Origin of the sequence: Methylobacterium sp. 17Sr1-1 (assembly GCF_003173775.1) — a bacterium.
Lineage (GTDB): Bacteria > Pseudomonadota > Alphaproteobacteria > Rhizobiales > Beijerinckiaceae > Methylobacterium.
Map to the genome: position 1 here is coordinate 5,690,666 of NZ_CP029552.1, position 23,445 is coordinate 5,714,110.

A 23,445-nucleotide genomic window follows, 5' to 3' on the forward strand; every position below is an offset into this window, starting at 1 on the left:
ATAGAACAAGCAGTTAGGGGCTTGATGCCAGACTGGGGCTCGGCCTTGCGGTCAAGCCTCGGGATGGGCATGAGGGGCGCATTGGGCGGTGCTCTGTGCGCCCGGATTGTGCCCGGGAAATACGCCTTTACTGGCAGGGCGGGTGGTGGCGCGATTGGTTACTTCGCGGCCCCACAGCGGCCCCACGAGCCCGTACAGCGGCATCGCTGGTTCCAGGCAGGGGCTATCCGCTGCCGAGCCTGGGAACGCCGTCAGCGGGTCGCTGTATGCCTCTGCTGTTTCACGTTCTGAGACCGGTGTCCGTGCCGGGAGTAGGCAGGTGGTTGCCGGAGAGCCAAGGGGGAGCCTCACGGTTCCTGTTTATGGTATTGAGGTGGTTCTTGGTGGTGAGAGACACGCGAATGAGCGGGGGTGACGTTGGATGAGGTAGTCCTTGCGGCTTCAGCCCCCACCATCCACCACACTCCCCAACTCACGTCCTCACATCTGGATCTGAACCTGTTCAAAGTATTGTGATGACGAGCGAAATGTAGCTCCACACGCCTCCCAGATGGGGAGGCCATGGCAGAGCTGTTCCGGCCGTCGGACGAGCCGTGGCAGGCGATCGCGCCCTACATGCCCACCAGCCAGCCCGGTGCGCATCGCAAGGACGACCGCACCATCCTCTCGGGCACCGAACCACACAGCGAGGCACTGACGGCGTGCTCAAGCGTGGCAGCCGTAGCTCAACTTGGGGAGGGGATTGTAGGGGCACGGCGGATGCTTCAGTCCCAGCACCCTTGCATCAGGGACCCCGCAGTGCCGTCTCTGCCGAGTTGGAGTGGCGGGAATGAGCCGATGCCTCCAACAATCCCGCGGCTCACTCGAGGCTGGCCATCGGTTGCCGGGCATAGGCTTCAGCTTTGCCGGCGCCTACTCCTCACCCTCGACGTGGATCAATGCGCGTTGAAGAACAGCGAATAGATAATGAGCGCGGCAACGGCTGCGATCAGCACGCCTCCTAGAAGCGCTGGTCGCATCGTATTCGTAGTCTTCTCGGGCTTGTGGTTCGGCAGCGCCATGACTCTCTCCTACGATTAGCTCAGCCCAACGTGCGGCGGCTGAACGAGGTCCGTAGCTGTGCTGCCAGAATGTCCCTTGCGACGCTGCAACACACGTGGTGACGCTCACGGAGACCGAGCTAGAGCATTTTCCGACGAAGTGGATACCGGTTCGTCGGAGAAAATGCGGCAAAATCAGAGACCGAGAGAGCTTCGCGATTGCAGCGCGATCGTGAAGCTCTCTAGTGAGCGTTCATTGGCCCAACAGTCACGCCAGCCCTGCCGCCTGTTGGCCGCTCGGATGGTGTCACGCGCGGGCCGGGAAACGAGTGTGATGGGTGTCCCCGGCCCGCCGGTCTAATATCAAGGGCCTAAGATGCTGGCGCATCAACGTCGATCTCGGGCAGGCCCGAGATCGACGAGGCCGTTGACCCCTCTCGCATTTTCGACACCAAGCCAAAGATTTGGCGAAAATTCGAGAACGGAACCAAAGGTCGTCTTCAACGACCGTTGGTATGAAAACGGCCTATTTGGTGATCCGCTTCGGCGAGATGGGATCGCTCGCCGGGAACGTCTCCTCGATAGCCTCGTCCAGCAACTGGTCCTGCCGCTTGCTCAGGTCCTCCCCAGGCACGCGGTTGCCGGGTGCCGAAGCCGCAGCAAGATCGGCCAACGGCTGTCCTTTGCTCATGCCGTCGCTTCGGCCGCCCGGGCGCCCAAGCTCCTGGGTGCCCCGAAGGAGACCAAAGCGCCACGCGAGCAACGCCGCGCCCGCCGCTGCCAAGCCGACAGCCGCAACAAGGAAGAACTCACTCGGCCCAGTCGCGCTCTGTCTGCTCTGCCCGCCAGCACGAAGCGCCTCCGACTTCGCTCGAATGAACGTAGACGCTGCCTTGCTGATGCCTTCGTAGGAGAGAAGGCGACGAGCCATCGGTAAGAGCTCGTTCCTGTGCCGATGTAGGTGTTGATCTACAAGATAAGTCACATCTTCAAACGTGTTCAGCCACCCCGCTAGCCCCTTGTTATCATACTTCGCGAGGCCATTGAGCTGGGACGTAAAATTATCATGCTCGCGCGCAAGCTCTTCAATGAGAGATTTCGCTTCGGCATGGGACCGCAGGGGCGCTATAAGGCTCGCATCTATCGCAGTACCATGAGACCGCAATTCGTCGATCAGGTCTGCCAGGAGCCGCTCTCGACTGCGTACAACACCAGCGCCGTTCAACGCATTTGGGATTTCATGGATGAGCTGATTGATGTTTGCGTGATCGCGTTCGATGAGACGCCAAATATCCATGTGTTGCTGAACCCTTGCTGACACCCTCCAACATTCTCCAGCCTCAAGGCGTTCCCTTTTATGCCCCGGCATTCCAATGGTGGCACGGTATTGGCCTGCTGCAAGGCCCTTCGGTATGCCACCGCACCAAGGCGGAACCGTCCTAGGTGGATGGCATTAGGCTCGTGCGAAATGGCACGATTTCGCATTCTCCAGGGACGCAAGCGCCCGCCAAGGTCCTATCCCTCCGGCGGGCGTTCTGCTGTTGAGCAATCATCTTTTCGCATTATCGGAGGATGGGTTGTTTCTGGCTGTTTCAGAGGCGACCTTCCCATCCGGGCTGATTTTGGAACCTGCCGGAGGCGGTCCGATACCTGTCGGGTCAGTTGCGGGCGGCGTTTCACGATCAGGCCTTTCGTCCCGTTCACGATCAATGGCGCCTCCGATGTGGCTTGCGCCTTCCGACCTCTGCTCCTTGTCGGCACTGCGTGTGTTGTTGCTAGTTAACCCGTGCTCGATATCTGCACCATGCACGGACAGGATTTTGTCTGAGGTCTGATCGCGGTAGCCTTCAGCCCTTAGACCGCCAAGATAGCCTGGGTAACGCTTGAAGGGCTCGGGCGGTGCTGTGTGCATTCGAGACTCTACCGCGCGTCCCGCCCACGCTTTGTCCGGAACGCGCTGGCGAATGTACAGCAGCATGAGTCCAGGAAGGCCGCAGGCGAGAATCAGGAAAAGTATTATGCCCATAGGTCACCCTCTTGGCTTGGGTGGTCAATAGATCGGTAATAACTCCTCACAGTTCAGATCGTTCCCGTCTTCTCATTAATGTTAAATGTAAGCTGAGCGTTGCGGGGTATCGGTGAATATCTGCAAACGATTAAGCGCCGACATGCCACATGATCCAGCGTCTATCTGCGCCTGCAAATAAATCGCGCGCGATATTGATGTGCTTGGTATCATCAGACTCTGTCCAATGCCAGTTCGGCGTCATGTTCGCCGAAGCTCGACTGCCATTCTCGCGTCCTATGATCTATCCAAGCTTCTGTTATCGTTCCTGATTATGTCGCGGGCCTGCACATGCCGGTAGCCTAGCGGCACGCTCGTACCTTTGGCCAATTATGCATCATTTGTTAGTTCCGATGTGAAACGTCCACAATATGACGGAGCACGTGCCATGGATCGCAGGTAGGCAAATGACTCCGCACACCTCTCGGTGTGAGCCCCTTCTGGTGAACACCGCCAGCCCTGACCAGCAAGGCTACCTCTTGTTCGTGAACGATAAGCTGGTTGCTGTCGTAGTCCGCGTTGAGCATGACGACCAGCTTGACGATACGCTGTGGGGACGTTGGTGCTTGGAAGCAGCGTTCGGCCCATGCCAATGCGCACGCTCTTCTGTGACGTTTGCGGCACCTGAGGAGGCTCTCAAGTGGGCTGTCGGTTGTGTCGAAGATCATCGGCGAGGCCAACTTACACTCAGGGAAGCAGCATAAGCTGCTGCTCCCCCTCCCGGCATATCATCCGCCGAAGCAGGCCAGCTGCCTCCAGCGCAGCTTCTCAGCCACCGCTTCGGGCCTCAGGTGCGTATGCCGCATCAGCATCCGGGTATCCCTGTGCCCGCTGATGAGAGCCACTTCGGGGATGCTCAAGCCCATCTCGAAGAACCGACTCGCAGCCTCGTGTCTCAGGTCGTGGTAACGGAAGTCTGGCAGTGAGGTCCGGCCCATCGCCCGGCGCCAAGCCATCTTCACGGCATCCTCCGCGGTCGGGAAGACCACCGTTTCCGGGACCACATCCGCGGGTTTCGGTTCGCCAAGGAGGCTCAAGGCCCGCCCCGTAAGCGGGATGGTCCGGGGGTGACCATTCTTGGTCTTCGGGATGTGCAAGGTGCGCCGGGCCCACTCGATATCCCGCCACCGTAGCGCCCGGAGTGGGCCTGCGAGTCCTGCTGTGAGCTTGACGGGTCCCCCCGGCCCGAGGCTGGCAATGGGCCATCATGCAGGCCAGGAGCGCCGCTCCCGTCATCGCGCCCCGGCGGATGTGCGGGCCACCAGCCCGACGCCGCTGCTGGGGCACAACCCGATCACGTTGTAATCGGATTGTGCTCTGGGCCTTTGATGTTACCGCATTATCTGCGCCGAGGCGGTATCCGCTTCGTCGGAAACTCCTCTCGCTGACCGGCACCCGCTCTAGTGAGTACCGGGCTTCGCCCCAAATGCGACGAGGGCCCCTATCGGCACAGTGATCGGGTCACGGCCGTCTCCGCATTCCACCACCACCTCCGCTTCCGTCCACGGCACGCTCCTGTCAGCGAAAGTGAGAAGCGCCCTGGCGAGTTGATGGGCTTTTCCCAACGCAGCGTCCCTGTCAGCAAGGTTGAGAGAGCCGACTTCGTCAAGAAGTTGACCAAAGATGCTCAACCTGAAGCGATAGAGCGGCATGGTTTGAGGACGCCTTTGATCCCGTCTGACGGCTCGTATGATCGGGTTGACCACGTTGAGCAAGGCGTTCAGGGCCGAAGAAATGCTTCAATTTTGTTTCCTGGGCGCGGAGTGCGTTTTACGGGACGCTCGGGCACCCGGCCATCCGCCGCCATCGAGCCTCCGACCGCGCCGGGGCCGCCGGTCGCTTCCGCTCCGTGCCGTCGAAGCGAGAGGCACTCACCCGCTCACAGCCTCTGCATCGGTAGTCGAAACACGGGGTATCACCCATTTGAGGGTGCCTGCGTCCAGTGATGCCGAATATGTTTATGTCTTGCGGTGGGGCGATCGGAAGCGATGGCAGGCGGCGGCACAAATATCGTGAATGTCGAGCTTCAGGAAATTACCGAGGATGAGTTCTTCATCCTCGTCAGCTTCCAGGATAAGGGCGTTGCTAGTTTGTATCTGAGGGGAGACAGGCAGTACGCAGCGGAATTTCTCGAGGTGGCTCGGCGTCGAATTTTGCTGACTGTCACCGGGCTTCTCCCCGGTGATCGTCGCGAGGCCGTGGCCCAGGAACTGGCCCGGCTGCGTGATGACGTTCAGCTTCCTCGCAAGTAGATCGATGCCGTCCACCCGACACGGCGCATGATGCTGCCGTTGCCGGCCGATTCGATCCCGCAGGCGTCAGTGACGATCGCTCTTGGAATGATTGTCGTGTGGAGGTAGGTCAAAGAGGTTCGCCCATAGCCTGTCGACACGCCATCGCCACGGCATCCTCCGTGGTCGGGAAGACCACCGCATCCGGGGTCATGTCCGCGGGACCCGGTTCGCCACGGAGGCTCGGGGCTCGTCCGATCCGCGGGATGGTCCGGGGGTGACCATTCTTGATCTTCGGCATGTGACGGACGCGCCGGATCCGCGCGACGTCACGCCATCCGAGGCGCAGCACCTCCCCTCGCCTCATGGCGGTCTTTAGACCCATCGCCCGCGAAGGCCGTCAGCCGTCGATCCGGGTCCTGTTTCAAGGAGCGGAGCGCGCCGTCCGGGGAGCGGTCCCGCCGATCGCCTGGCCCGCCATCTCTGCGCTGATCTCCTCGATCGTCATCCGCCGGGTCATGGCGCGGCGGCGCAGGAACGCGAAGGCTTCGGCCTCGCTCATGGCGTGGCGGTTCATCATGCCGATGACGGCGCCGACCACGACGCGCCGCGAGCGGATCCGCTCTTCGAGCTGCGCGATCCGCTCATCGGTCTCGCGCCGCCGCTGCCCCGTGTGCAGGGCCAGGACGAGGGCCGTGTAGAGGCCCGTCGATCGCAGCGGCTTGACCAGGAAGGCGGCCGGGTCGCGGTCGAGCATCCCGCGCAGGCGGCTCGGCGTCTCCGTTCCGACCAGCGCGACGACCGGGGCATCGCAGCGCCGATCAGGGCCCGCCGGCCCGGCCTCGGCGACCGGACCCGGATCGCGGTCGATGTCGACGATGACCACGTCCGCCTCGCCGCTCTCGACCAGCTGCGCCCCCATCCGGAGGATTTGCCGATGCAGCAGGACGGCATCGCGCTCGTCCCCGACGAGCAGGCGGACGCGGCATCCGCGGATGGTCGGGACGGCCGGGCGGGTCATTTGACCACGCGCAGATGACGGGGCCGCGGCATGATCATCTCCTCGCGCGGATGCCGGCGGCCCGCGAGGCCCGCCAGGTTGAGGGCCGAGAGATAGGGGTCGGGCGCCATCGGTGCGGGTGCTTCCCAGAAGATCTCGAAGCTGTTCCCGGGCATGGATCGTGCCAGCCGTGGGGTGGCGAAGCAATGGTTGTTGCTGGGATCGATCCAGACCGGTCCCTGGGGCGCCTCGAAGACGTGCCCGGCCGCTGCCTGGCGCACGGCCGCCGCCTCGGTCGTGCCGGCGCGCCGCACCGCGCGCGCGAGCAGCATCGCGGCCACGTAGGTCGCCTGCCCGTCCACCGAGGGACTGCTCTCGGCGCCGAACCGCGCCTTCCAGCGCGCCACGAAGGCGTGGTTCTCCGGGCGGTCGAGGCTCTCGAAATAGGCCGACGAGGTGATGCAGCCGACGGACGCCTCCGGCCCGATGCGCCGGAGCTCCGGCTCGCACAGGCTGCAGCTCAGCATCGGGATCGCGGCGCCGGCGCGGGCCAGCGCCGCGTGCAGGGCCTGGACGAAGCGGTAGCTCGACTCGCCCACCAGGGTGTTGAACACGACCGGCGGCCTGCGGGCCATGATCTCGTCGACCATGTGGGCGACGCCCGTTCCGCCGAGATCGAGCAGCCGCTCGGCCAGGATGCGGCCTCCCGCGGCGCCGACGATCTCGCGCATGACCCGGTTGGTCTCCCAGGTCCACACGTAGTTCGAGCCGACGCAGAACACCTCGTCGGCCAGCGACTCGATCATGTAGCGGGCCAGCGGCACCACGTTGTGGTTCGGGGAGGCTCCGACATAGATGATCTGGTCGCTGCATTCGAAGCCCTCGTACCGGGCCGGATGCCACAACAGGCGCTCGGTCCGCTCGAACAGCGGCAGGACCTCCTTGCGGGAGGCCGAGGTGTAGCAGCCGATCACGTGATCGACGCCCTCGTGCCGGATGAGCGCGTCGCAGGCGTCGTGATAGGCGCTGACCCGGCCGCCCGGGTCCCGCACCACCGGGACGAACCCGAAGTCGAAGGCCGGATCCTGGGCGATCTCCTCGATCGCCAGCATCGCGCCGCACAGCATCTCCCGCCCCATCATGGCGTAGGGACCGGTCTGGGAGAAGACGATGCCGACGGGGATGGCGGGCCGGCTGGAACGGCGTGCGGGCATGGCAGCGACGGGTTGGCAGCGACGAGATGGCGGAGACGAGCCTGGGCTTTGCCGGAAGCCTCGTCCCCGGCCTGGACCGGCGTCAAGATGCGGCGGAAGAAGGCCGGCGGAAAAAGCCGTCCTACCCCGATTGACAGGCCGCCTGCCTTGGCGACATGATCCTCGTGCCAGCTTTGATCTCGCAACCGGAAAGTCTTTCTTCAGCCGGCATCGTCTGAGGGAAGCGCCGTCGAACAGTTTTTCCGGTTCGATCCTGCTCGCGCCTGACATGATACAGCGGCAATGCTGCCATTCGAGGCCCCTCATCGGCCCCGGGTGGCTTTCGTCGTTGGCCTGAGCGGCCGCCATCGCGCGGAGCCGCAGGCCGGGACGCGACCGCCGTGTACCGAGGGGGAGAGACGCCGTGTCCGACGCAGACCTGCATGACTGCGAGCTTCTCGAGATCAGCCGGCGGATCGCCGCGCGGCAGGTCTCGTCCGTCGCGGCGACGGAAGCCCAGCTCGACCGCATCCGGCGCCTCGACGGGCAGCTCGGGGCCTACGCCTGCGTCACGGCCGAGAGCGCGCTCGCGGCCGCCCGCACCGCCGACGCGGAACTGGAATCCGGCCGCAACCGCGGGCCGCTCCACGGCGTGCCCATCGCGGTGAAGGACCTGTGCTGGACGACCGACGCCCTGACCGCCGCCGGGATGACGATCTATCGCGACAACCGGCCCGGCGAGGACGCGACGGTGGTCAAGCGCCTGCGCGCCGCCGGCGCCGTCATCCTGGGCAAGCTCCAGCTCACGGAGGGGGCCTATGCCGACCACCATCCGGCGATCACGCCGCCGCGCAACCCCTGGGGGGCGGAGTTCTGGTCCGGGGCGTCGTCGAGCGGCTCGGGCGTCGCGACGGCCGCCGGCCTGTGCTACGGCTCCCTCGGCTCGGATACCGGCGGCTCGATCCGCTTTCCCTCGGCCGCCAACGGCGTCACCGGCCTCAAGCCGACCTGGGGCCGGGTCAGCCGCTACGGCGTGTTCGAGCTCGCCGCCACCCTCGACCATATCGGCCCGATGGCCCGCAGCGCCGCCGATTGCGGCGCGATCCTGGGCGTGATCGCGGGCGCCGACCCCGACGATCCGACCGCGGTCCCGCTGCCGGTGCCGGATTTCGCCGCCGCCCTCGAGGGCGGCGTCGCGGGGCTGCGCCTCGGCGTCGATGCCGACTGGATCGCCCGCGACGTCGATCCGGTCGCCCACGCGGTGACGCAGGCGGCGATCGACGTGCTCACCGGGCTCGGCGCCAAGATCGTTCCGGTCCGCTTCCCCGATCCGGACGCCGTCATCCGCGACTGGTTCCCGCTCTGCGGGATCGAGACCGCGGTGGCGCACGAGGCGACCTACCCGGCGCGCAAGGACGAGTACGGGCCGGCCCTGGCCGGGCTCATCGAGCTCGGGCGGGCGCAATCCGGCCTGGACTACCAGAAGATCATCCTGCGGCGGGAGGCGTTCCGCGGCCGCGTGCGGGCGCTGTTCGAGGGGATCGACCTGCTGGCGGTGCCGGTCCAGGCCTTCGCCGGCCCGACCCTCGCCACGATGGCGACGCTCGGCGAGGATGCCGGCCTGATGAACGGGCTTTTGCGCTTCACCTGCCCGTTCGACATGACCGGCAGCCCCACCATCACCCTGCCGGGCGGCTTCACCGCGGCGGGGGCACCGGTGGCCTTCCAGCTCGTCGGCCCGCATTTCGGTGAGGCCGCCCTGGTGCGGGCCGGCCACGCCTTCCAGGGTGCCACCGACTGGCACCGTCGCCACCCGGCCCTCTGATACCAAATCCGAAATCGGGCATCAGGAATCGGAGGAGCCGCATGGGCGGTGAGGCGCTGCTGCAGGTCTCCGGACTCTGGGCCCATTACGGCGGCACGCCGATCCTGCAGGGCGTCGAGCTCGCGGTGGAGCGCGGCGAGATCGTCAGCATCATCGGGCGCAACGGCGTCGGCAAGACGACGATGCGCTGCCTGATCGGACTTCCCGCGGCTGGCCGAGCGCCGCGGGCAGCTCGCCGGCACGATGTCGGGCGGCGAGCAGCAGCTCGCCATCGGGCGGGCGCTGGTCGGGAACCCGACCCTGATGCTCCTCGACGAGCCGTCGGAAGGCGTGCAGCCGTCGATCGTCCAGATGATCGGCCGGGTCCTGCGCGCGGTCCGGGACGAGCTCGGCACCACGATCGTGTTCGTGGAGCAGAACCTCGACACGATCCTGTCGGTCGCCGAGCGCTGCTACGTCATGGAGAAGGGCCGGGTGACGGCCGATCTCGGCCGCGACGCCCTCACGGCCACAACGTGCGCCGGCACCTGCTGATCTGACGGGGCGATCGCCTCCGGGGAGTCGTCCCCCGCCCGATCTTGCGGATGATCTTCATCCGAGACGCCAACGAAGAACCGAGACCGTCGGCGCGGACCAGCGACCGAGGCCGGATAGAGCATTTTCTGACGAAGCGGATACCGGTTCGTCGTAGAAAATGCGGTAACATCAAACACCTAGAGAGCGTCACGATTGCAGCGCGATCGTGACGCTCTCTAGAAGCGAGCGGGAGGACGCCATGCCAACGCCCCTTCACGACGAGACGCTTCTCTCGATCGCCGAGCGGATCCGCCGGCGCGAGGTCACGTCGCTCGCGGTCACGCAGGCGCAGCTCGACAGGATCGCCGCCCTCGACGGCCTCTATCGCAGCTACACGACGGTGACGCGCGACCATGCCCTCGCGCGCGCCGAGCGGGCGGACCGCGAGACGGCCCTGGGCATCAGCCGGGGGCCGCTCCACGGCGTGCCCGTCGCCGTCAAGGACCTCTGCGACACGACCTTCGCGCCGACGGCGGCCGGCGGGACCCTGCGCCGGAACCACGTCCCGTCGGCCGACGCGACCGTCGTCGCGCGCCTCGAACAGGGCGGGGCGGTGATCCTCGGCAAGCTGTCGATGACCGAGGGGGCCTATACCAGCCACCACCCGGACAATCCCGGCCCGCTCAATCCGTGGAGCCGCGACCACTGGGTCGGCTCCTCGTCCACCGGGTCGGGGGCCGCCACGGCGGCACGGCTGTGCTACGCCTCCCTCGGCTCGGATACCGGCGGGTCGATCCGGTTCCCGTCCGCCACCTGCGGGCTGACCGGCCTCAAGCCGACCTGGGGGCGGGTGAGCCGCCACGGCATCTTCCCGCTGGCGGCGTCGCTGGACCATGTCGGCCCGATGGCCCGCTCGGCGGCCGACGCGGCCGCGGTGCTCGGCGTGATCGCGGGAGCCGATCCGGCCGACCCGACCGCCCTCCAGGCTCCCGTGGATTCCTACCTCGAGGCCGTCGGCCGGCCGATCCGCGGGATCACGGTCGGCATCGACCGCCGTTTCGTGTCGGAGGGGATCGACCCGGAGGTCGTCGCGGCCCTGGACGCGGTCGAGGCGGCGTTGCGCGCGTGCGGCGCCCGCATCCGCGAGATCGCCTTTCCGCCGACCGACCGGCTGGTCCGCGGCTGGATCCCGTTCTGCTCGGTGGAGACGGCGCTCGCCCACCAGGACAGCTATCCGCTGCACCGGGACGCCTACGGCCCGGACCTCGCGGCCCTCATCGATCAGGGACGAGGCGTCACCGGCGCGGAGCTCGGCGCCATCTTCCACGAGCGGCTGGCCTTCACTGGCGCGCTCGCCGCCCTCTTCGAGGAGGTCGACCTGATCCTGGTGCCGACCATGCCGGTGCCGATCCCGAGCCTGTCCCGGATGAGCGAGTACGGACAGGATCCGGAGGTCCTGCTGCGCATCCTGCGCTTCACGGCGCCGTTCAATTTTTCCGGGACGCCGACCATCACGCTGCCGGCCGGCATCGACGCCGCCGGATTGCCGCTCAGCGTCCAGCTGGCCGGGCGCCCCCTGTCCGAGGCCCTGCTCTGCCAGGCCGGGCACGCCTTCCAGCAGGTGACGGACTGGCACGCCCGCCGCCCTCCGGGCCTGCCATAGGCGGCGGGCAGGCGTCCCTGCAGCGTGATCGGGCGCTGGCCTCGCATGAGAGCCCGCCTCGCCCGCCGGTATCAAGGCGGGAGGAGCGCTCCACCCGGCTCGCCGCGTCGGCCCTGATGTGCGACAAACCGGGCCATGCGACCCGGCTCCCTCTCCCTCGACGACTTCCTCGCCCGTCGCGCCGCCGACCGGCGGCTGGCGCGGCTGACCCACGACATGCCGTTGCCGGAGGCGCGGGGGCTGGAATTCGGGCCCGGGGCCAACCCGACGCCCCTGCCCGCGGGCGTGCGGATCGCCACCGTCGACCACGCCCTCGATGCCGGCGCCGGGCTGCCCGGCGCGGCGCCGATCGACCATGCCTGGACCGGAGCGGGCCCCCTCGCCCCGATCGTCGGCCCGGAGCCCTACGACGTCGCCATCGCCGCGCAGGTGGCGCAATACGTGCCGAACCTCCTCGGCTGGCTGCGCGGCATCCACGGAGTGCTGCGCCCGGGCGGCGTGCTCAACCTGTCGCTGCCGGACAGGCGCTTCATGTTCGACGCCGCGCGGCCCGCGAGCACCCTGGCGGAACTCGTCGAGGCCGACCTCCTCGATCTCGCGCGGCCGAGCCCGCGCCAGCTCTTCGCCCATGCGAGCGAGGCGCGGGCGGTGGCGCCCGAGCAGATCTGGGCCGGTGAGGACCCGGCGGCGGCGCCGCGCCTCGCCGGCGAGGCGGCCCTGGCCCATGCCTACGCGGAGGCCGCCGCGGCGCTCGCCGCCGGGACATACGTGCCGTGCCATTGCTGGGTCTTCACCCCGGACTCCTTCCTCGACCTGGTGGCGGGAGCGACGCGACTCGGCCTGTTCCCGTTCGTGCTGAACCGGATCGGCGCCACGGAGGTCGGCGGGTTCGAGTTCTACGTCTCGATGCGGCGCGACGCCGAGGCGGAGCCCGAGGCGCTGCGCCGGCTGCAGGACGGAGCGATCGACTATCTCGGCGGCATCCTCGTGCGGCAGCGCCGGACCGCGACGTTGCTGGCCGGTCGCTGACGCGGCGCCGAAAAGCCGCGCCGGGGGCGCCGGAACCTCGGCCGGCCGCCATCCGTTCCGCGTCATCTCGCGATTTTCGCCATCAGGAGGCCTCTCATGCGCGCTCTGACGATCCGGGTGTCCGTCGCGGCGGCCCTCGTCCTCGGGACGGCGGGCGCCGCGCTCGCCCAGAACAACGATACCGGCAGCGGGCTCTCGCCCTACGCGGCTCTGCGCGGCAACGACCGCTCCGGCGGCGTCAACAACGGCAATTTCCGGCAGCCGCGCTACGACCCCTACCTGCGCGCCTACGGCCGTCCGCCGGCCGATTACGGCTACGGCTATGGCTACCGCCCGGCGCCGCCGCCCGCGGCTTACTACGGCTATCCGTACTGAGGCGTCCCTGCGCGCGGCCCCTTGATCCGGCCGCGTTTGCCGGCGACCACCGCCCGGCGGCCCCGACGCGCCGCCGGGAGACCACGATGCCGACACCCTTCCGCACCGCCCACTTGCCTGCCCCTGGCCCGCTTTCATGAGCCTGCCGCACGCCACAGCTGCGCGCCTCGAGGCTCTGCGCCGCGGCGATCTCGCCGGGGCCCGGGAGCTGCGGCTTCCCGGCGGGCCGGAGGGGCGGCTCTCCGAGATGCCGCCCGAGATCCTCGGCCTCGCCGACACGCTCGAACTCCTCGATCTCAGCCAGAACGACCTCACCGCCCTGCCCGCCGATCTCGGCCGACTTCACCGGCTCAAGGTGCTGTTCTGCTCCGGCAACCGCTTCGCGCGGCTGCCGCCGGTCCTCGGCGACTGCGCCTCTCTGAGTCAGGTGGGGTTTCGCGAGGCCGGCGTCGCCGAGGTGCCGGCCGAGTCCCTTCCCCCGGACCTGCGCTGGCTCACCCTCACCGACAACCGCATCGCGACCCTGCCCGCGGCGCTCGGCGCCCGGCCGCGTCTGCAGAAGCTGATGCTGGCGGGCAACCGCCTGCAGGCCCTGCCGGAGAGCTTGGGCGACGCGCGGAACCTCGAACTCCTGCGCATCGCCGCCAACCGGTTCGAGGCATTGCCCGCCTGCCTGACGGCCCTGCCGCGCCTCGCCTGGCTGTCCTGGGCCGGCAACCCGTTCGAGGATCGCGCGGCACCGTCCCGCGCGGCCGCGGCACCGGTCGCCTGGCGCGACCTCGCGCTCGGCCCGCTCCTCGGCGAGGGCGCTTCCGGACGGGTGATGCGGGCGGCGTGGCGGCCGGACGGCGCGGTCGAGGCGCGAGCGGTCGCCCTGAAGCTGTTCAAGGGCGCGATGACCAGCGACGGCCTGCCCGAGCGCGAGATGGCGGCCTGCCTGGCGGCGGGGGCGCATCCGCACCTCACCGGCGGCCTCGGCCGCCTCGCCGACCATCCGGACGGCGCGGAAGGCCTGCTGATGCCGCTCCTGCCGCAGGATTGGCGGGTCCTCGCCGGGCCGCCGAGCCTGGCGAGCTGCAGCCGCGACGTCTACGACCCCGACCTTCGCCTGACGGCTCGCGCGGCCTTGCGCCTCGCCCGCGGGGTGGCCTCGGGCGCCGCCCACCTGCACGCGCGCGGCTTCGGCCACGGCGACCTCTACGCTCACAACATCCTGTGGGACGGGCGCGCCGGCGAGGCGGTGCTGAGCGATCTCGGTGCGGCCTCCGCCCTGGTCCCGGGCCCGGAGGGGGCGTTCCTGCAGCGGCTCGACGTGCGGGCCTTCGGGCTCCTCCTCGAGGAGCTGCGGGCGCTGAGCCCCCTCGCCTCCCCGGCCCTCGACGCCCTGGTCGCGGCCTGCACCGGACCCGATCCGGGAGCGCGGCCGGCGATGGCCGAGGTGCTGGGCGCCCTCGACGCTCTCGTCGGAGGATCGGGGCCGGCCTGACCGGCCCCGACCTCGCCCTCAGCGGCTCTTCTTGTAGAGCTTGCTCGCGATCTCGAAGATCTCCTCCGGCTTGTAGTTCGGCGCGAAGGCGCCGTAATTGCCGTCGAGCTCCGGGATCTTGCCGCCCTCGGGCGCGCCGTCGATGACTTCGAGGTTGCCCGGCGGATCGCCCGGCAGCGCCACCTCGTCGTTCGACCACACGCCGGCCGCTTCCGCGTAATCCGGCGAGTTGAAGCGGTAGAGCCGGCGGTGGCTGCCCTCCTGCAGGTATTTCTGGCACTCGGGGATGCGGTCGAGGTTGATGTTGGGCGTCGGCAGCATCTGCTCGATCGCCACGCCGGTGAGCTTCTTCAGCGCCAGCGCGTAGGCGTGGGCGTGCACCGAGCCGCGCACCAGCAGGTAGCCGCAGACCTCGCGCCCGGTCGGGTCCTTCAGGGTCTCGTAGACGCGCAGCTTGTGGATGCGTGCGCCGCATTCGAGGTGGAAGTTGTGCAGCAGGTCGATGATGATGTTCCCGGTCGTGGTGACCATGTCCATGTTCCACGACGCGGCATTGGAATTCATCGGCATCGCGCCGCCGCCGTTGCTGAGGAAGCTGCCGGCGAGCCGCACGTCCTGCATGTCGTGGAACGGGGCCTTCGACACGTCGACGTCCGGCGTCGGGTCGCCGGGGCCGTTGTTGAGCATCGACACGCCGGTCGAGACCAGCTCGACGTGGCCGAGCTCTTCCATGAAGATGCTCGAGACCAGGCTGTAGAACGGCCGCAGCTTCGACTTGTCGCGAAAATTGAAGCTCTGGAACATGTAGTTGCCGAGCGTCGACATCTCGCCGTACTTGCCCCCGAGCAGCTCCTGCAGGGCGGCGGCGGCATTCGGGTCGGGCCTCTTGGGCTGCGGCAGCTCGGCCTGCAGGCGGTCGATCCTCATGAACATGGCACGTCACCTTCTCGCTCGGGGATAGTCCCCGGGAGCATCGATTTAATCCATGATGGGTTCCGCCGACGCAGACTGCCCGGGCGCATCGGTCGCAGGGGGCGGTCCTTCGGAGTGGCGCATCCGCGCCGCAGGGAGCCGGCGCGTGTGGGTGGCGGCGCGAGGGGCCTTGACCGCGGCGCGCCGGCGGGCGCCCCTAGGGAATCGCGCCCGCATCCCGGACACCGAGCACCCGGACCCTATGGCCACCCCGATCGATACCGGCACCATCCTGAACCTGCTGCGCCGCGCGACCGAGACGGTGCGCGCCTCCACCGCCCGCGCCGCCGCGGCCGAGGCCCGGGCCGACCGGCTCAGCCGCGAGGTCGGCACCCTGCTGGAGCGGGTGGAGGAGGCGCTGCAAGCCGCCGCGGACGAGACGGCCGAGGCCCGACAGGCGGCCGCCGAGGCTGAGAGAGCCGCCGCCGAGGCGCAGGGTCAGGCGGGCGCGGCCGAGGCCAAGCTGTCCGCCGAGCGGGCCCGCCTGCGCCGCCTGGAGGAGCGCCTGGCCGAGGTGATGGCCGACGCCGTCGCCGCCCGCGCGGCCGTCGCCGCCGCCGAGGCCGGCCGCGAGGCGGCGGAGCTGCGCCTCGTCCGCATCCGCGCGGCGCTCGTCGACGAGGCGCCGGTGCCCGAGGAGGCGGAGCGGCCGGCGGCCCTGCACTGAGTCCCGACCGCGGACGGGCGGGGCCGGCGCCGACGGCGCTCACCCCGCCTTCGACAACGGATCGGCGATGCTCTCCAGGGACTTGCCCTCCGCATCGACTCCGAGCTTCCATTCCGTCACCGCGGCGATGACGAGGAGCAAAGCCGCCCCTGCGTAGCCCCCGGCGAGCGCCCAGTGCTGGCCGGATTCGATCAGGTGGGTGAACAGCCACGGCGCCATCACACCGCCGGCGCCGGTGCCGAGCGCGTAGAACACCGCGATCGCGAGTGCCCGGGTCTCGAGCGGGAAGATCTCGCTCGCCGTGAGGTAGGCCGAACTCGCGGCCGCCGAGGCGACGAAGAAGATCGCGATCCAGGCGAAGGTCTGCGTCCAGGCGGTGAACAGGTCGAGGCCGAACACCACGGCCGTCGCCATGAGCAGCAGGCCGCTCAGCGCGAAGGTGCCGGCGATCATCCGGCGCCGGCCGATCGTGTCGAAGAAGTGGCCGAGGAGCACGGGCCCTAAAAAATTGCCGATGGCGAGGGGCACCAGGAACACGCCGGCGCGATTCTCCGGCACGCCGTAGAACTTCGCCAGAACGAGCCCGTAGGTGAAGAACACCGCGTTGAACAGGAAGGCCTGGGCGATCATCAGCACCAGGGCCAGGATGCTGCGACCGCGGTGCTTGTGCACCATCGACGAAAAAATCTCGCCAAACCCGAAGCTCTTCTTCGGGTGCACCTCGAGGATGCCCTCGGCCTTCGGGAGCTTTTGGCCGGTCTCGGCCTCGACCGTCCGCTCGATCTCCGCCACAGTGCGCTCGGCCTCCTCCTCGCGGCCGTGGGTGACGAGCCAGCGCGGGCTCTCGGGCACGTAGCGGCGCAGGAACAGGATGCCGAGGCCGAGCACGCCGCCGATGCCGAAGCCGAGGCGCCAGCCGAAATCCGGATCGAGCAGGTTGGGATCGAGGAGCAGCAGCGAGGCGCCGGCGCCGGCCGCGGCGCCGAGCCAGAAGCTGCCGTTGACGATGAGATCGACCCGGCCGCGGTACTTGGCCGGGATCAGCTCGTCGATCGCCGAGTTGATCGCCGCGTACTCGCCGCCGATGCCGAGGCCGGTGACGAGGCGAAACAGCGCGAAGCTCCAGAAATCCCAGGCGAGCGCGCTGGCGATGACGCCGCCGACATAGATCATCAGCGTGGCGTAGAAGACGAGGCGGCGGCCGAACCGGTCGGTGAGCCAGCCGAAGACCAGGGCGCCGACGACCGCGCCGACGACGTAGAACGAGGCCGCCCCGCCGATCTGCTGGATCGTCAGGCCGAGCGCCCGCTTGTCCTGCAACACCGGGCCGATCGCCCCGACGATGGTGACCTCGAGCCCGTCGAGCACCCAGGTGATGCCGAGCGCGACGACGAGGAGCAGGTGGAAGCGGCTCCAGGGCAGCCGGTCCATCCGGGCCGGCACGTCGCTGCGCACCACGCCCGTGCCGGCGTCGCGCGCCGTTCCTGCTGCTGCCGCCACGTTCCATCCTCCCCATTCATCCGTGGCTCACTCAAACCGCAGCGCAGCCGTTGCGTTCCGCACACCTCTCCCGCACACCTCTCCCGTACACTTGGCGAGATCCGCTCCCGCCCCGCCCATGCTCCGCATCGAGTCCCTCCGCCGCGACCGTTTCGGGCCCTTCGACCTCGTGCTGGCCGCGGGCGAGGCCTGCGCGGTCACGGGCCCGTCGGGGGCGGGCAAGAGCGTGCTGCTGCGCATGATCGCCGATCTCGACCCGTCCGAGGGCCGGGTCAGCCTCGACGGGATCGACCGGGAGGCGATGGCCGCACCGCGCTGGCGCCGGCAGGTGACCTACCTCGCCGCCGAAGCGGGCTGGTGGGCCGAGAGCGTGGCCGAGCACTTTTCCGCCGACGCCCCTGCCCGCCTCGACCCGGAGCGGGCGGCCCTGCTCCTGCCGCCGGAGGTGTTCGGCTGGCCGGTGGCGCGGCTCTCCACCGGCGAGCGCCAGCGCCTCGCCCTGCTGCGGGCGCTCGCCGGCGATCCCCGCGTGCTGCTCCTCGACGAGCCGACCGCCTCCCTCGACCCCGCGAGCGTCCGCGGCGCCGAGGCGGTGGTCGAGGCGCGCCGCGCCGCCGGCCTGATCGTCGTCCTCGTCTCGCACGATCCCGCGCAGGTCGCGCGCCTCACCACCCGCCGGCTCGCGGTGGCGGACGGGCGCCCCCTATGATCAGACCGGCATGATTCCGTCGCCCGGCCCCCTCGACCTCGCCCTCGGGGCGGGCTTCGTCCTCGTCAATGCCGCCTTGTCGGCGGCCTTGGGGCTAGGGCTCGCCCGAACGATCCTGGTCGCTTCCTGCCGGCTGGTGGCGCAGCTCACCCTGGTCGGGCTGGTGCTGCGCACGGTGTTCGGCCTCGGGGCGCCGGGACCGGTGGTCGGGGTGGTCGCCGTGATGGCGCTCGCCGCCGCCTACGAGATCGGCGCGCGGCAGGAGCGGCCCCTGCGGGGGCCGTGGCGCTACGCGCTCGGCGGCGTGGTCACGGCGGGGGCGACGGTGGTCGCCGTCGCGGTCGGCCTCGCGGCGTTGCGCCCGCATCCCTGGTGGGATCCGCACGCGCTGATCCCGCTCGCCGGGATCGTGCTGGGCTCGGTGATGAGCGGGATCGCCATCGGGCTCAACGGCTTCACCGGGGCGGTGCGGCGCGAGCGGGCGGGAATCGAGGCGCGCCTGGCGCTCGGCGCCACCCGGGACGAGGCGCTGGCGCCGCTCGTGCGCAGCGCGATCCGGGCCGGGCTGATCCCGGTGCTCAACCAGATGGCGGCGGCCGGATTGATCACGCTGCCGGGGATGATGACCGGCCAGATCCTCGCCGGGCAGGACCCGCAGGGCGCGGCCGCGTCGCAGATCCTGATCCTGTTCCTGCTCGCGGGCGCGAGCGGCCTCGGGGTGACGGGGGCGGTCCTCGCCGCGTCGCGCCGGCTCACCGACGCGCGCCACCGCCTGCGGCTCGACCGGCTGGCGTGATGCTCCCCTTTGGGGTGATGTTCCCCTTGGGGATCAGCCCGGGCTGCGGCCGGTCTCGGCGGCGGCGACGCGGCAGATGTTGCGGGCCGGGCCGAGCTCGGCGAGCGGGGTCTGCTGAGGGTTACGCGCGACCCGGACCGGGTGCGAGGTCCAGCGGGCGCTGCCGGCCGAGCCGGACTGAGCTTGAGCGAGCTGGGTCGCGGCGGAGGGGACCCGGCGCGGGGTCGCGCCCTCGCGGTCGTACCACGGGCGCTTCTCGTAGAAGGCGTTGCCGCCCGCCAGCGCCACGTAATGCATGTTGCGGTAGGAGAAGGTGTAGCCGGCGGTGTGGAAGAACATCGCGCCGCCGACCTTCTCGTGGCGCTCGCCGGCGAGGATCGCGTCGGCGACCTGCACGGCCTTCTCGCGCTCCTTGTCGCGCATCGGCTTGTGCAGCACGCCGGCGGCGAACTGGCGCTTCTGGCCGACGACGCCGCAGATCGAGTTCGGGTAGGCCGGCGCCTCGAGCCGGTTCATCACCACGGTCCCGACCGCGAGCAGGCCCTCCTCGCTCGAGCGGTTGGACTCGAAGTACATCGCGCGGGCGAGGCAGTCCCGGTCGGCGCTGGTGACGGCGGCGAGCTGCTTGCGGTCCGGAAGGCTTCCCGTCGTGTCGACCCCGGCCGGCATCAGGCTGCAGGCACCGAGATGCGGCGCCGTGGCGAGAACCGCCAGGGCGGCGGTGATGGGGAAAGTCCGGTTCCGCGTCATGCAGGCCCCTGTCGTGCATTGCCGGGCACGGCCGGAATGGCCGCGCTTCAGGTCAAGCTTGGGGCGGAATGTGGCGAAGGCGGGGCACGGATACGGTTCGTAAACCAATCATCCCGCCCGCCAGTCAGATACAAGCGACGTGATGCAAACGGGAAACACCGCCGGCTCACCATCGCGGTCCCGGCCTAAAGGACCCGGAACGGCGGCACGATCACGGCCCGATCATGGCCAGTCGAGGGCAGCGCGGCCGTGTGGCGACGACGCCTCGGGCCCGCTTCCGCGCCGGTTCCGGCAGTCCGGCGGCGATGTCGCGAGACCCGGCCTTCCGCCCTGATCGGCCGGGGACAGGGGGACGAAGTCGAGGCCGGCCGGCGAGACCTCGCGGCGCAGGCCCATGTCGCGCAGCAACCTGTCGTCGAGGCCGGACAACCGCGTGCGGTCGCGGCGGTGACGCAGGTGTCGGGCCAGGCCGCCCTCCCCGGGCGGGCCGCTCCCGGGGGCGCTCGGGCGGCGGAGGACGAGGAGGCGGCGAATCAGCGGCGGCATGGCGGGCGGCTTCCGGTGGGGACGGGGCGATCCTCGCCCGCCCACCGGGCCGCGTGCTTCGGCCCCGGCCGAAGCGGCGCCTGCCTTATGATTCGGCCGGGGCCGAAGCGTCGGGCCTCGCCCTGCTCTAGACGATGAGGAATGGAAGGTGAGGAATTCGCGGGGCCTGCCCCGAGGATCCTCCTTGAGGACCCTGCGTGAGGAGCCCGTCATGGTGACCATCTCCGCCTTCGCCCGCACCGCCGCCCTGGTGGGCGATCCGGCCCGCGCCGGCATGCTGGCCGTGCTGATGGACGGACGGGCGCTGACCGCGTCGGAGCTCGCCCGCGCCGCCGGCGTGACGCCGCAGACCGCCAGCGGCCATCTCGCGCAGCTCGCGGAGGCCGGCCTCCTCACGGTCGCGCGCCAGGGGCGCCACCGCTACCACCGCCTCGCCTCCCCGGCGGTGGCGCGGATGCTGGAGGGCGTGATGGCGGTGGCGGCCGGCGCGACGCCGGCCCCCGCCCGGCCGTCCACCCGGTCTCCCGGCCCCCGGGACGCCGCCCTGCGCGAGGCCCGGACCTGCTACGACCACCTCGCCGGCCGCCTCGCCGTCGCGATGGCGGATTCCCTCGTGGCGCGCGGCGCGGTCGAGCTCGGCGAGGATGGCGGCGCTCTCACGCCGGCGGGAGAGGACTTCCTGCGCGGCCTCGGGGTCGATCTCGCCGCGGCGTCCTCCGGACGGCGGGTCTTCTGCCGTCCCTGCCTCGACTGGAGCGAGCGCCGGCCCCACATCGCCGGCGCCCTCGGCGCGGCCCTGCTGGCGACCTGCCTCGACCGCGACTGGCTGCGCCGGAGCGAGGGCAGCCGGGCCGTCGCGGTGACGCCCGCCGGGCGCCTCGCCCTGGGCCGGGCCTTCGGCTACGGGCGGCCTTGCGCCTGCGGCGACGCGGCCTGACCGTCTCACGCCGCCGGCAGGGCGTCGTCCGCCGCGGGCGTCGTCCGCGGCGCCAGGGGACCGTCGAGGGGAACGTTGCCGCGGCCGGTGCGGCGGCGCTCCGTCGCCTCCCGCATGAGGGTGTGCGCGTACTCGGTCAGGGTGTCGCCGAGATCGGCCAGGGCGTCGGCGGTGCTCTCCTGGACGTTGGTGGCGTGGCAGGCCACGTCCACCAGGCCCTCCATCATGCCGACGATCTCGCTGAGCGCCCGGACCAGGGGCGGCAGGATATCGGCCATCTCGTCGATCGTCGGCGGGGTGCGGCTGGTCATGATTTCTCTCCTCTCTCGGTGTCTCTCGCGCCGTCGCCTGCGCGGCATCTCGGGGGGCGCGTCAGGCCATCAGGTAGGTCGGCGAGGTGGGAGCCAGGACCGAGGCCTTGGTGCCCCGGATCTCCTGCAGCTTGCGCAGGGTGCGGGCGTCGAAGCGGGCGTCCACCGCGATGATGCGCTCGCCGTCGATCTCCGCCGGCACGCCGAGCGGCACTGCCCGGAAATGCAGCTGGAGGACGTGCAGCAGGTAGAGGATCGGCATCTGGGCGAGGAAGCCCGTCACCCCGTTCTCCAGGCCCCACTCGACGATGCCGGTCATCACCTCGAGGGTGACCGGATGGTTCTTGCCGCGGGTGCGGTGGCTCGGCGCCACCGCCTGGCGGGTCCATTCCCAGATCTGCGGCCCGGCCGGCCGGTCGCCCTCGCACAGCTCCGGCAGCACGTCCGAGAGCAGGTGCGGCCGGGTCGTCGGCAGGAGCCGGCTGTAGCCGATCACGTGGCCGTTCTCGATCGCCAGGAAATGGGCGGCGTAGGCGGTGTCGAACTGGTCGATCTCGCGCCCGTCCGGGCGGCGCAGGGCGCTCCACCCCTTCTCCTCGACGAAGACCTTGTGGCGCAGGCGCCAGACCTCCTCCATCTCGGCGGCGTAGCGATCCTGGTTGGCGGCGGTGACGACGTGGATCATGGGAAAGGGCTCCTGGTCTCGGACCCTTTGTCCATGCTCCGACGGCTCGGCCGTACTGGGGAATTCCCTAGGAATCCCGTCCCGGGCGGGCTCGCGCGGCGCGGCGGGCCGGCCCTGTCGGCCACGCAATCCCGGGCCGGCCCTGCCGGCCACGCAATCCACCGCGGCGCGAACCCGGAGGCCAGGCTTGGTGTTGACCCTCCGGAATGAGCCGGAGAGGTCGAATGTCGATGCCGTTGACCCGCACCATCGCCCTGGCGGCGGCCGTCGCGCTTCTGGCGCCCGTCGGGCAGGCGAGTGCGCAAGGGACCGAGCGGCAGCGCCTGGCCTGCATGACGGACGCCATGACGCTGTGCGCGAACGACGTGCCCAACACGCGGCGCATCGAGGCATGCCTGCGCCGGAACTATGCCAGCGTCAGCTCGCCCTGCCAGGGGGAGCTCGACGCGGCCCGCGCCGGCGGCTCCGATGCCGCCGGGAGCGCGGGCCCGTCCCGCCGCTGACCGGCCCTCGCTCGTCCTCCGGGACGAAATCCGCACCTCCGGTCGCGACGTCACGGTGGCGAGAGCCCGGTCCGCGGGATAAGCTCGGGACGTACGGCGCCGGCGGGATCAACCCGCCGGCGACCGCGCGCACGGGAGGACGCTCATGGTGGAGACCGAGAACTGCTCGCGGCGGGTGCTGCTGGCGGGCCTGACGGTGGGTCTGGCGATGCCGGCGCTGGCGGCCGGGACGGGAACGGCGCAGGCCGCGGACGAGAGCGAGGCGGTGGCCCGCCAGCTCGAGGCCCTGCGCGTCGCGATCGTGGAGGGCGACGCCAAGGCGCTCGACGCCCTCACCCATCCGCAGATGAGCTACGGCCATTCCAGCGGCCGCAAGATCGAGACCAAGCCCCAGTTCATCGCCAGCCTCGCCGGCAAGACCAACTACAAGTCTCTGACCTTCTCCGAGCAGTGGATCCAGGTCGTCGGCGACAACGCCATGGTCCGCCACGTCTGGGACGGCGCCGACATCCTGCCCAACGGGGAGACCGGCCGCTCCTACATCGCGGTGCTGCAGGTCTGGCTCAAGGACGGGGGCCAGTGGCGGCTGCTCGCCCGGCAGAGCACCCCGCTCAAGCCCGCCTGAGGAGATCCGGCGAGGAGATCT

At 69.8% G+C, this 23,445-nt stretch carries 22 protein-coding genes and 1 pseudogene; 13 read left to right on the top strand and 10 right to left on the bottom strand.

Features of this window, described 5'->3' with window-relative positions; all coding sequences use genetic code 11:
* Nucleotides 1-935: 935 nt before the first annotated feature.
* The 3 genes from DK412_RS31460 to DK412_RS25935 form a co-directional block, all read right to left on the bottom strand.
* Nucleotides 936-1,061 (bottom strand): hypothetical protein, encoded by a 126-nt coding sequence (locus DK412_RS31460; protein ID WP_280953959.1) that lies wholly within the window; start codon nt 1,059-1,061, stop codon nt 936-938.
* 505 nt (nt 1,062-1,566) lie between these two features.
* On the bottom strand, nt 1,567-2,337 hold the full coding sequence (locus tag DK412_RS25925) for a hemerythrin domain-containing protein (RefSeq protein ID WP_109974316.1): 771 nt from the start codon (nt 2,335-2,337) through the stop codon (nt 1,567-1,569).
* Nucleotides 2,338-3,833: 1,496 nt separating this feature from the next.
* The gene (locus tag DK412_RS25935) at nt 3,834-4,304 is read right to left on the bottom strand and encodes a site-specific integrase (protein ID WP_109974318.1); all 471 of its coding nucleotides are present in this window, start codon (nt 4,302-4,304) and stop codon (nt 3,834-3,836) included.
* A 789-nt stretch (nt 4,305-5,093) separates the two neighbouring features.
* Here DK412_RS25935 and DK412_RS25940 point away from each other — a divergent pair.
* Nucleotides 5,094-5,357, top strand: coding sequence for a hypothetical protein (locus tag DK412_RS25940; RefSeq protein ID WP_109974319.1), 264 nt, complete (start codon nt 5,094-5,096; stop codon nt 5,355-5,357).
* A 403-nt stretch (nt 5,358-5,760) separates the two neighbouring features.
* On the opposite strand, the gene DK412_RS25945 is transcribed toward DK412_RS25940, so the two are convergent.
* Nucleotides 5,761-6,357, bottom strand: a complete 597-nt coding sequence (locus DK412_RS25945; RefSeq protein WP_109974320.1) for an ANTAR domain-containing protein — start codon at nt 6,355-6,357, stop codon at nt 5,761-5,763.
* Entirely contained in the window at nt 6,354-7,550 is a 1,197-nt protein-coding gene (locus DK412_RS25950; protein ID WP_109974321.1) for a transporter substrate-binding domain-containing protein, read from the bottom strand. Before DK412_RS25950 ends, DK412_RS25945 begins: the two co-directional genes overlap by 4 nt.
* A 403-nt stretch (nt 7,551-7,953) precedes the next feature.
* Here DK412_RS25950 and DK412_RS25955 point away from each other — a divergent pair, with 403 nt between their 5' ends.
* From DK412_RS25955 to DK412_RS25980, 6 genes and pseudogenes are all read left to right on the top strand, one after another.
* Nucleotides 7,954-9,354, top strand: coding sequence for an amidase (locus tag DK412_RS25955; RefSeq protein ID WP_109974322.1), 1,401 nt, complete (start codon nt 7,954-7,956; stop codon nt 9,352-9,354).
* A 41-nt stretch (nt 9,355-9,395) separates the two neighbouring features.
* Nucleotides 9,396-9,893: pseudogene (locus DK412_RS25960) on the top strand (ATP-binding cassette domain-containing protein).
* Between the two features lie 236 nt (nt 9,894-10,129).
* A complete protein-coding gene (locus DK412_RS25965) occupies nt 10,130-11,533 on the top strand; it encodes an amidase (protein ID WP_109974323.1) in 1,404 nt (467 codons plus the stop codon).
* Nucleotides 11,534-11,668: 135 nt separating this feature from the next.
* Entirely contained in the window at nt 11,669-12,562 is an 894-nt protein-coding gene (locus tag DK412_RS25970; protein ID WP_109974324.1) for a class I SAM-dependent methyltransferase, read from the top strand.
* 96 nt (nt 12,563-12,658) lie between these two features.
* The gene (locus DK412_RS25975) at nt 12,659-12,937 is read left to right on the top strand and encodes a hypothetical protein (RefSeq protein WP_204165442.1); all 279 of its coding nucleotides are present in this window, start codon (nt 12,659-12,661) and stop codon (nt 12,935-12,937) included.
* 136 nt (nt 12,938-13,073) lie between these two features.
* Nucleotides 13,074-14,423, top strand: coding sequence for a leucine-rich repeat-containing protein kinase family protein (locus tag DK412_RS25980; RefSeq protein ID WP_109974325.1), 1,350 nt, complete (start codon nt 13,074-13,076; stop codon nt 14,421-14,423).
* Nucleotides 14,424-14,441: 18 nt separating this feature from the next.
* Here the strand turns inward: DK412_RS25980 and DK412_RS25985 are convergent, their stop codons facing one another.
* Nucleotides 14,442-15,356 (bottom strand): manganese catalase family protein, encoded by a 915-nt coding sequence (locus tag DK412_RS25985; protein ID WP_109974326.1) that lies wholly within the window; start codon nt 15,354-15,356, stop codon nt 14,442-14,444.
* A gap of 241 nt (nt 15,357-15,597) precedes the next feature.
* On the opposite strand from DK412_RS25985, the gene DK412_RS25990 reads away from it, so the two are divergent.
* Nucleotides 15,598-16,062: a hypothetical protein gene (locus DK412_RS25990; RefSeq protein ID WP_109974327.1), complete on the top strand. Its 465-nt coding sequence runs from the start codon at nt 15,598-15,600 to the stop codon at nt 16,060-16,062.
* A gap of 39 nt (nt 16,063-16,101) precedes the next feature.
* On the opposite strand, the gene DK412_RS25995 is transcribed toward DK412_RS25990, so the two are convergent.
* Nucleotides 16,102-17,493 carry an MFS transporter gene (locus tag DK412_RS25995; RefSeq protein ID WP_109975499.1) on the bottom strand — a complete coding sequence of 464 codons (1,392 nt, stop codon included), beginning with the start codon at nt 17,491-17,493 and terminating at the stop codon, nt 16,102-16,104.
* A gap of 187 nt (nt 17,494-17,680) precedes the next feature.
* Here DK412_RS25995 and DK412_RS26000 point away from each other — a divergent pair, with 187 nt between their 5' ends.
* Together DK412_RS26000 and DK412_RS26005 are read left to right on the top strand one after the other, a co-directional pair.
* Nucleotides 17,681-18,271 (top strand): ABC transporter ATP-binding protein, encoded by a 591-nt coding sequence (locus DK412_RS26000; RefSeq protein WP_109974328.1) that lies wholly within the window; start codon nt 17,681-17,683, stop codon nt 18,269-18,271.
* Between the two features lie 10 nt (nt 18,272-18,281).
* Nucleotides 18,282-19,067: an ABC transporter permease gene (locus DK412_RS26005; protein WP_109974329.1), complete on the top strand. Its 786-nt coding sequence runs from the start codon at nt 18,282-18,284 to the stop codon at nt 19,065-19,067.
* Between the two features lie 33 nt (nt 19,068-19,100).
* Here the strand turns inward: DK412_RS26005 and DK412_RS26010 are convergent, their stop codons facing one another.
* A complete protein-coding gene (locus tag DK412_RS26010; protein ID WP_109974330.1) occupies nt 19,101-19,817 on the bottom strand; it encodes a cell wall hydrolase in 717 nt (238 codons plus the stop codon).
* Nucleotides 19,818-20,574: 757 nt separating this feature from the next.
* Between DK412_RS26010 and DK412_RS26020 the strand changes: the two genes are divergently transcribed.
* Nucleotides 20,575-21,300, top strand: a complete 726-nt coding sequence (locus tag DK412_RS26020; RefSeq protein WP_109974332.1) for a helix-turn-helix transcriptional regulator — start codon at nt 20,575-20,577, stop codon at nt 21,298-21,300.
* Between the two features lie 5 nt (nt 21,301-21,305).
* Here the strand turns inward: DK412_RS26020 and DK412_RS26025 are convergent, their stop codons facing one another.
* Entirely contained in the window at nt 21,306-21,611 is a 306-nt protein-coding gene (locus DK412_RS26025) for a hypothetical protein (RefSeq protein ID WP_109974333.1), read from the bottom strand.
* Between the two features lie 61 nt (nt 21,612-21,672).
* The gene (locus DK412_RS26030) at nt 21,673-22,296 is read right to left on the bottom strand and encodes an acyl-homoserine-lactone synthase (protein ID WP_109974334.1); all 624 of its coding nucleotides are present in this window, start codon (nt 22,294-22,296) and stop codon (nt 21,673-21,675) included.
* Nucleotides 22,297-22,520: 224 nt separating this feature from the next.
* On the opposite strand from DK412_RS26030, the gene DK412_RS26035 reads away from it, so the two are divergent.
* Together DK412_RS26035 and DK412_RS26040 are read left to right on the top strand one after the other, a co-directional pair.
* Nucleotides 22,521-22,799, top strand: a complete 279-nt coding sequence (locus tag DK412_RS26035; protein ID WP_109974335.1) for a hypothetical protein — start codon at nt 22,521-22,523, stop codon at nt 22,797-22,799.
* A 145-nt stretch (nt 22,800-22,944) separates the two neighbouring features.
* Nucleotides 22,945-23,424: a nuclear transport factor 2 family protein gene (locus DK412_RS26040; RefSeq protein ID WP_109974336.1), complete on the top strand. Its 480-nt coding sequence runs from the start codon at nt 22,945-22,947 to the stop codon at nt 23,422-23,424.
* The last annotated feature ends 21 nt before the right edge of the window (nt 23,425-23,445 follow it).

Bases quoted from the DNA above. Each gene is read 5' to 3' on its own strand.
- DK412_RS25995 (WP_109975499.1), bottom strand. From the start codon at position 17,493: ATGGACCGGCTGCCCTGGAGCCGCTTCCACCTGCTCCTCGTCGTCGCG.
- DK412_RS25950 (WP_109974321.1), bottom strand. From the start codon at position 7,550: ATGCCCGCACGCCGTTCCAGCCGGCCCGCCATCCCCGTCGGCATCGTC.
- DK412_RS25925 (WP_109974316.1), bottom strand. From the start codon at position 2,337: ATGGATATTTGGCGTCTCATCGAACGCGATCACGCAAACATCAATCAG.
- DK412_RS26010 (WP_109974330.1), bottom strand. From the start codon at position 19,817: ATGACGCGGAACCGGACTTTCCCCATCACCGCCGCCCTGGCGGTTCTC.
- DK412_RS25945 (WP_109974320.1), bottom strand. From the start codon at position 6,357: ATGACCCGCCCGGCCGTCCCGACCATCCGCGGATGCCGCGTCCGCCTG.
- DK412_RS26005 (WP_109974329.1), top strand. From the start codon at position 18,282: ATGATTCCGTCGCCCGGCCCCCTCGACCTCGCCCTCGGGGCGGGCTTC.
- DK412_RS31460 (WP_280953959.1), bottom strand. From the start codon at position 1,061: ATGGCGCTGCCGAACCACAAGCCCGAGAAGACTACGAATACGATGCGA.
- DK412_RS26025 (WP_109974333.1), bottom strand. From the start codon at position 21,611: ATGACCAGCCGCACCCCGCCGACGATCGACGAGATGGCCGATATCCTG.
- DK412_RS25975 (WP_204165442.1), top strand. From the start codon at position 12,659: ATGCGCGCTCTGACGATCCGGGTGTCCGTCGCGGCGGCCCTCGTCCTC.
- DK412_RS26030 (WP_109974334.1), bottom strand. From the start codon at position 22,296: ATGATCCACGTCGTCACCGCCGCCAACCAGGATCGCTACGCCGCCGAG.
- DK412_RS26035 (WP_109974335.1), top strand. From the start codon at position 22,521: ATGTCGATGCCGTTGACCCGCACCATCGCCCTGGCGGCGGCCGTCGCG.
- DK412_RS25940 (WP_109974319.1), top strand. From the start codon at position 5,094: ATGGCAGGCGGCGGCACAAATATCGTGAATGTCGAGCTTCAGGAAATT.
- DK412_RS25980 (WP_109974325.1), top strand. From the start codon at position 13,074: ATGAGCCTGCCGCACGCCACAGCTGCGCGCCTCGAGGCTCTGCGCCGC.
- DK412_RS26000 (WP_109974328.1), top strand. From the start codon at position 17,681: ATGCTCCGCATCGAGTCCCTCCGCCGCGACCGTTTCGGGCCCTTCGAC.
- DK412_RS26020 (WP_109974332.1), top strand. From the start codon at position 20,575: ATGGTGACCATCTCCGCCTTCGCCCGCACCGCCGCCCTGGTGGGCGAT.
- DK412_RS25970 (WP_109974324.1), top strand. From the start codon at position 11,669: ATGCGACCCGGCTCCCTCTCCCTCGACGACTTCCTCGCCCGTCGCGCC.
- DK412_RS26040 (WP_109974336.1), top strand. From the start codon at position 22,945: ATGGTGGAGACCGAGAACTGCTCGCGGCGGGTGCTGCTGGCGGGCCTG.
- DK412_RS25965 (WP_109974323.1), top strand. From the start codon at position 10,130: ATGCCAACGCCCCTTCACGACGAGACGCTTCTCTCGATCGCCGAGCGG.
- DK412_RS25990 (WP_109974327.1), top strand. From the start codon at position 15,598: ATGGCCACCCCGATCGATACCGGCACCATCCTGAACCTGCTGCGCCGC.
- DK412_RS25985 (WP_109974326.1), bottom strand. From the start codon at position 15,356: ATGTTCATGAGGATCGACCGCCTGCAGGCCGAGCTGCCGCAGCCCAAG.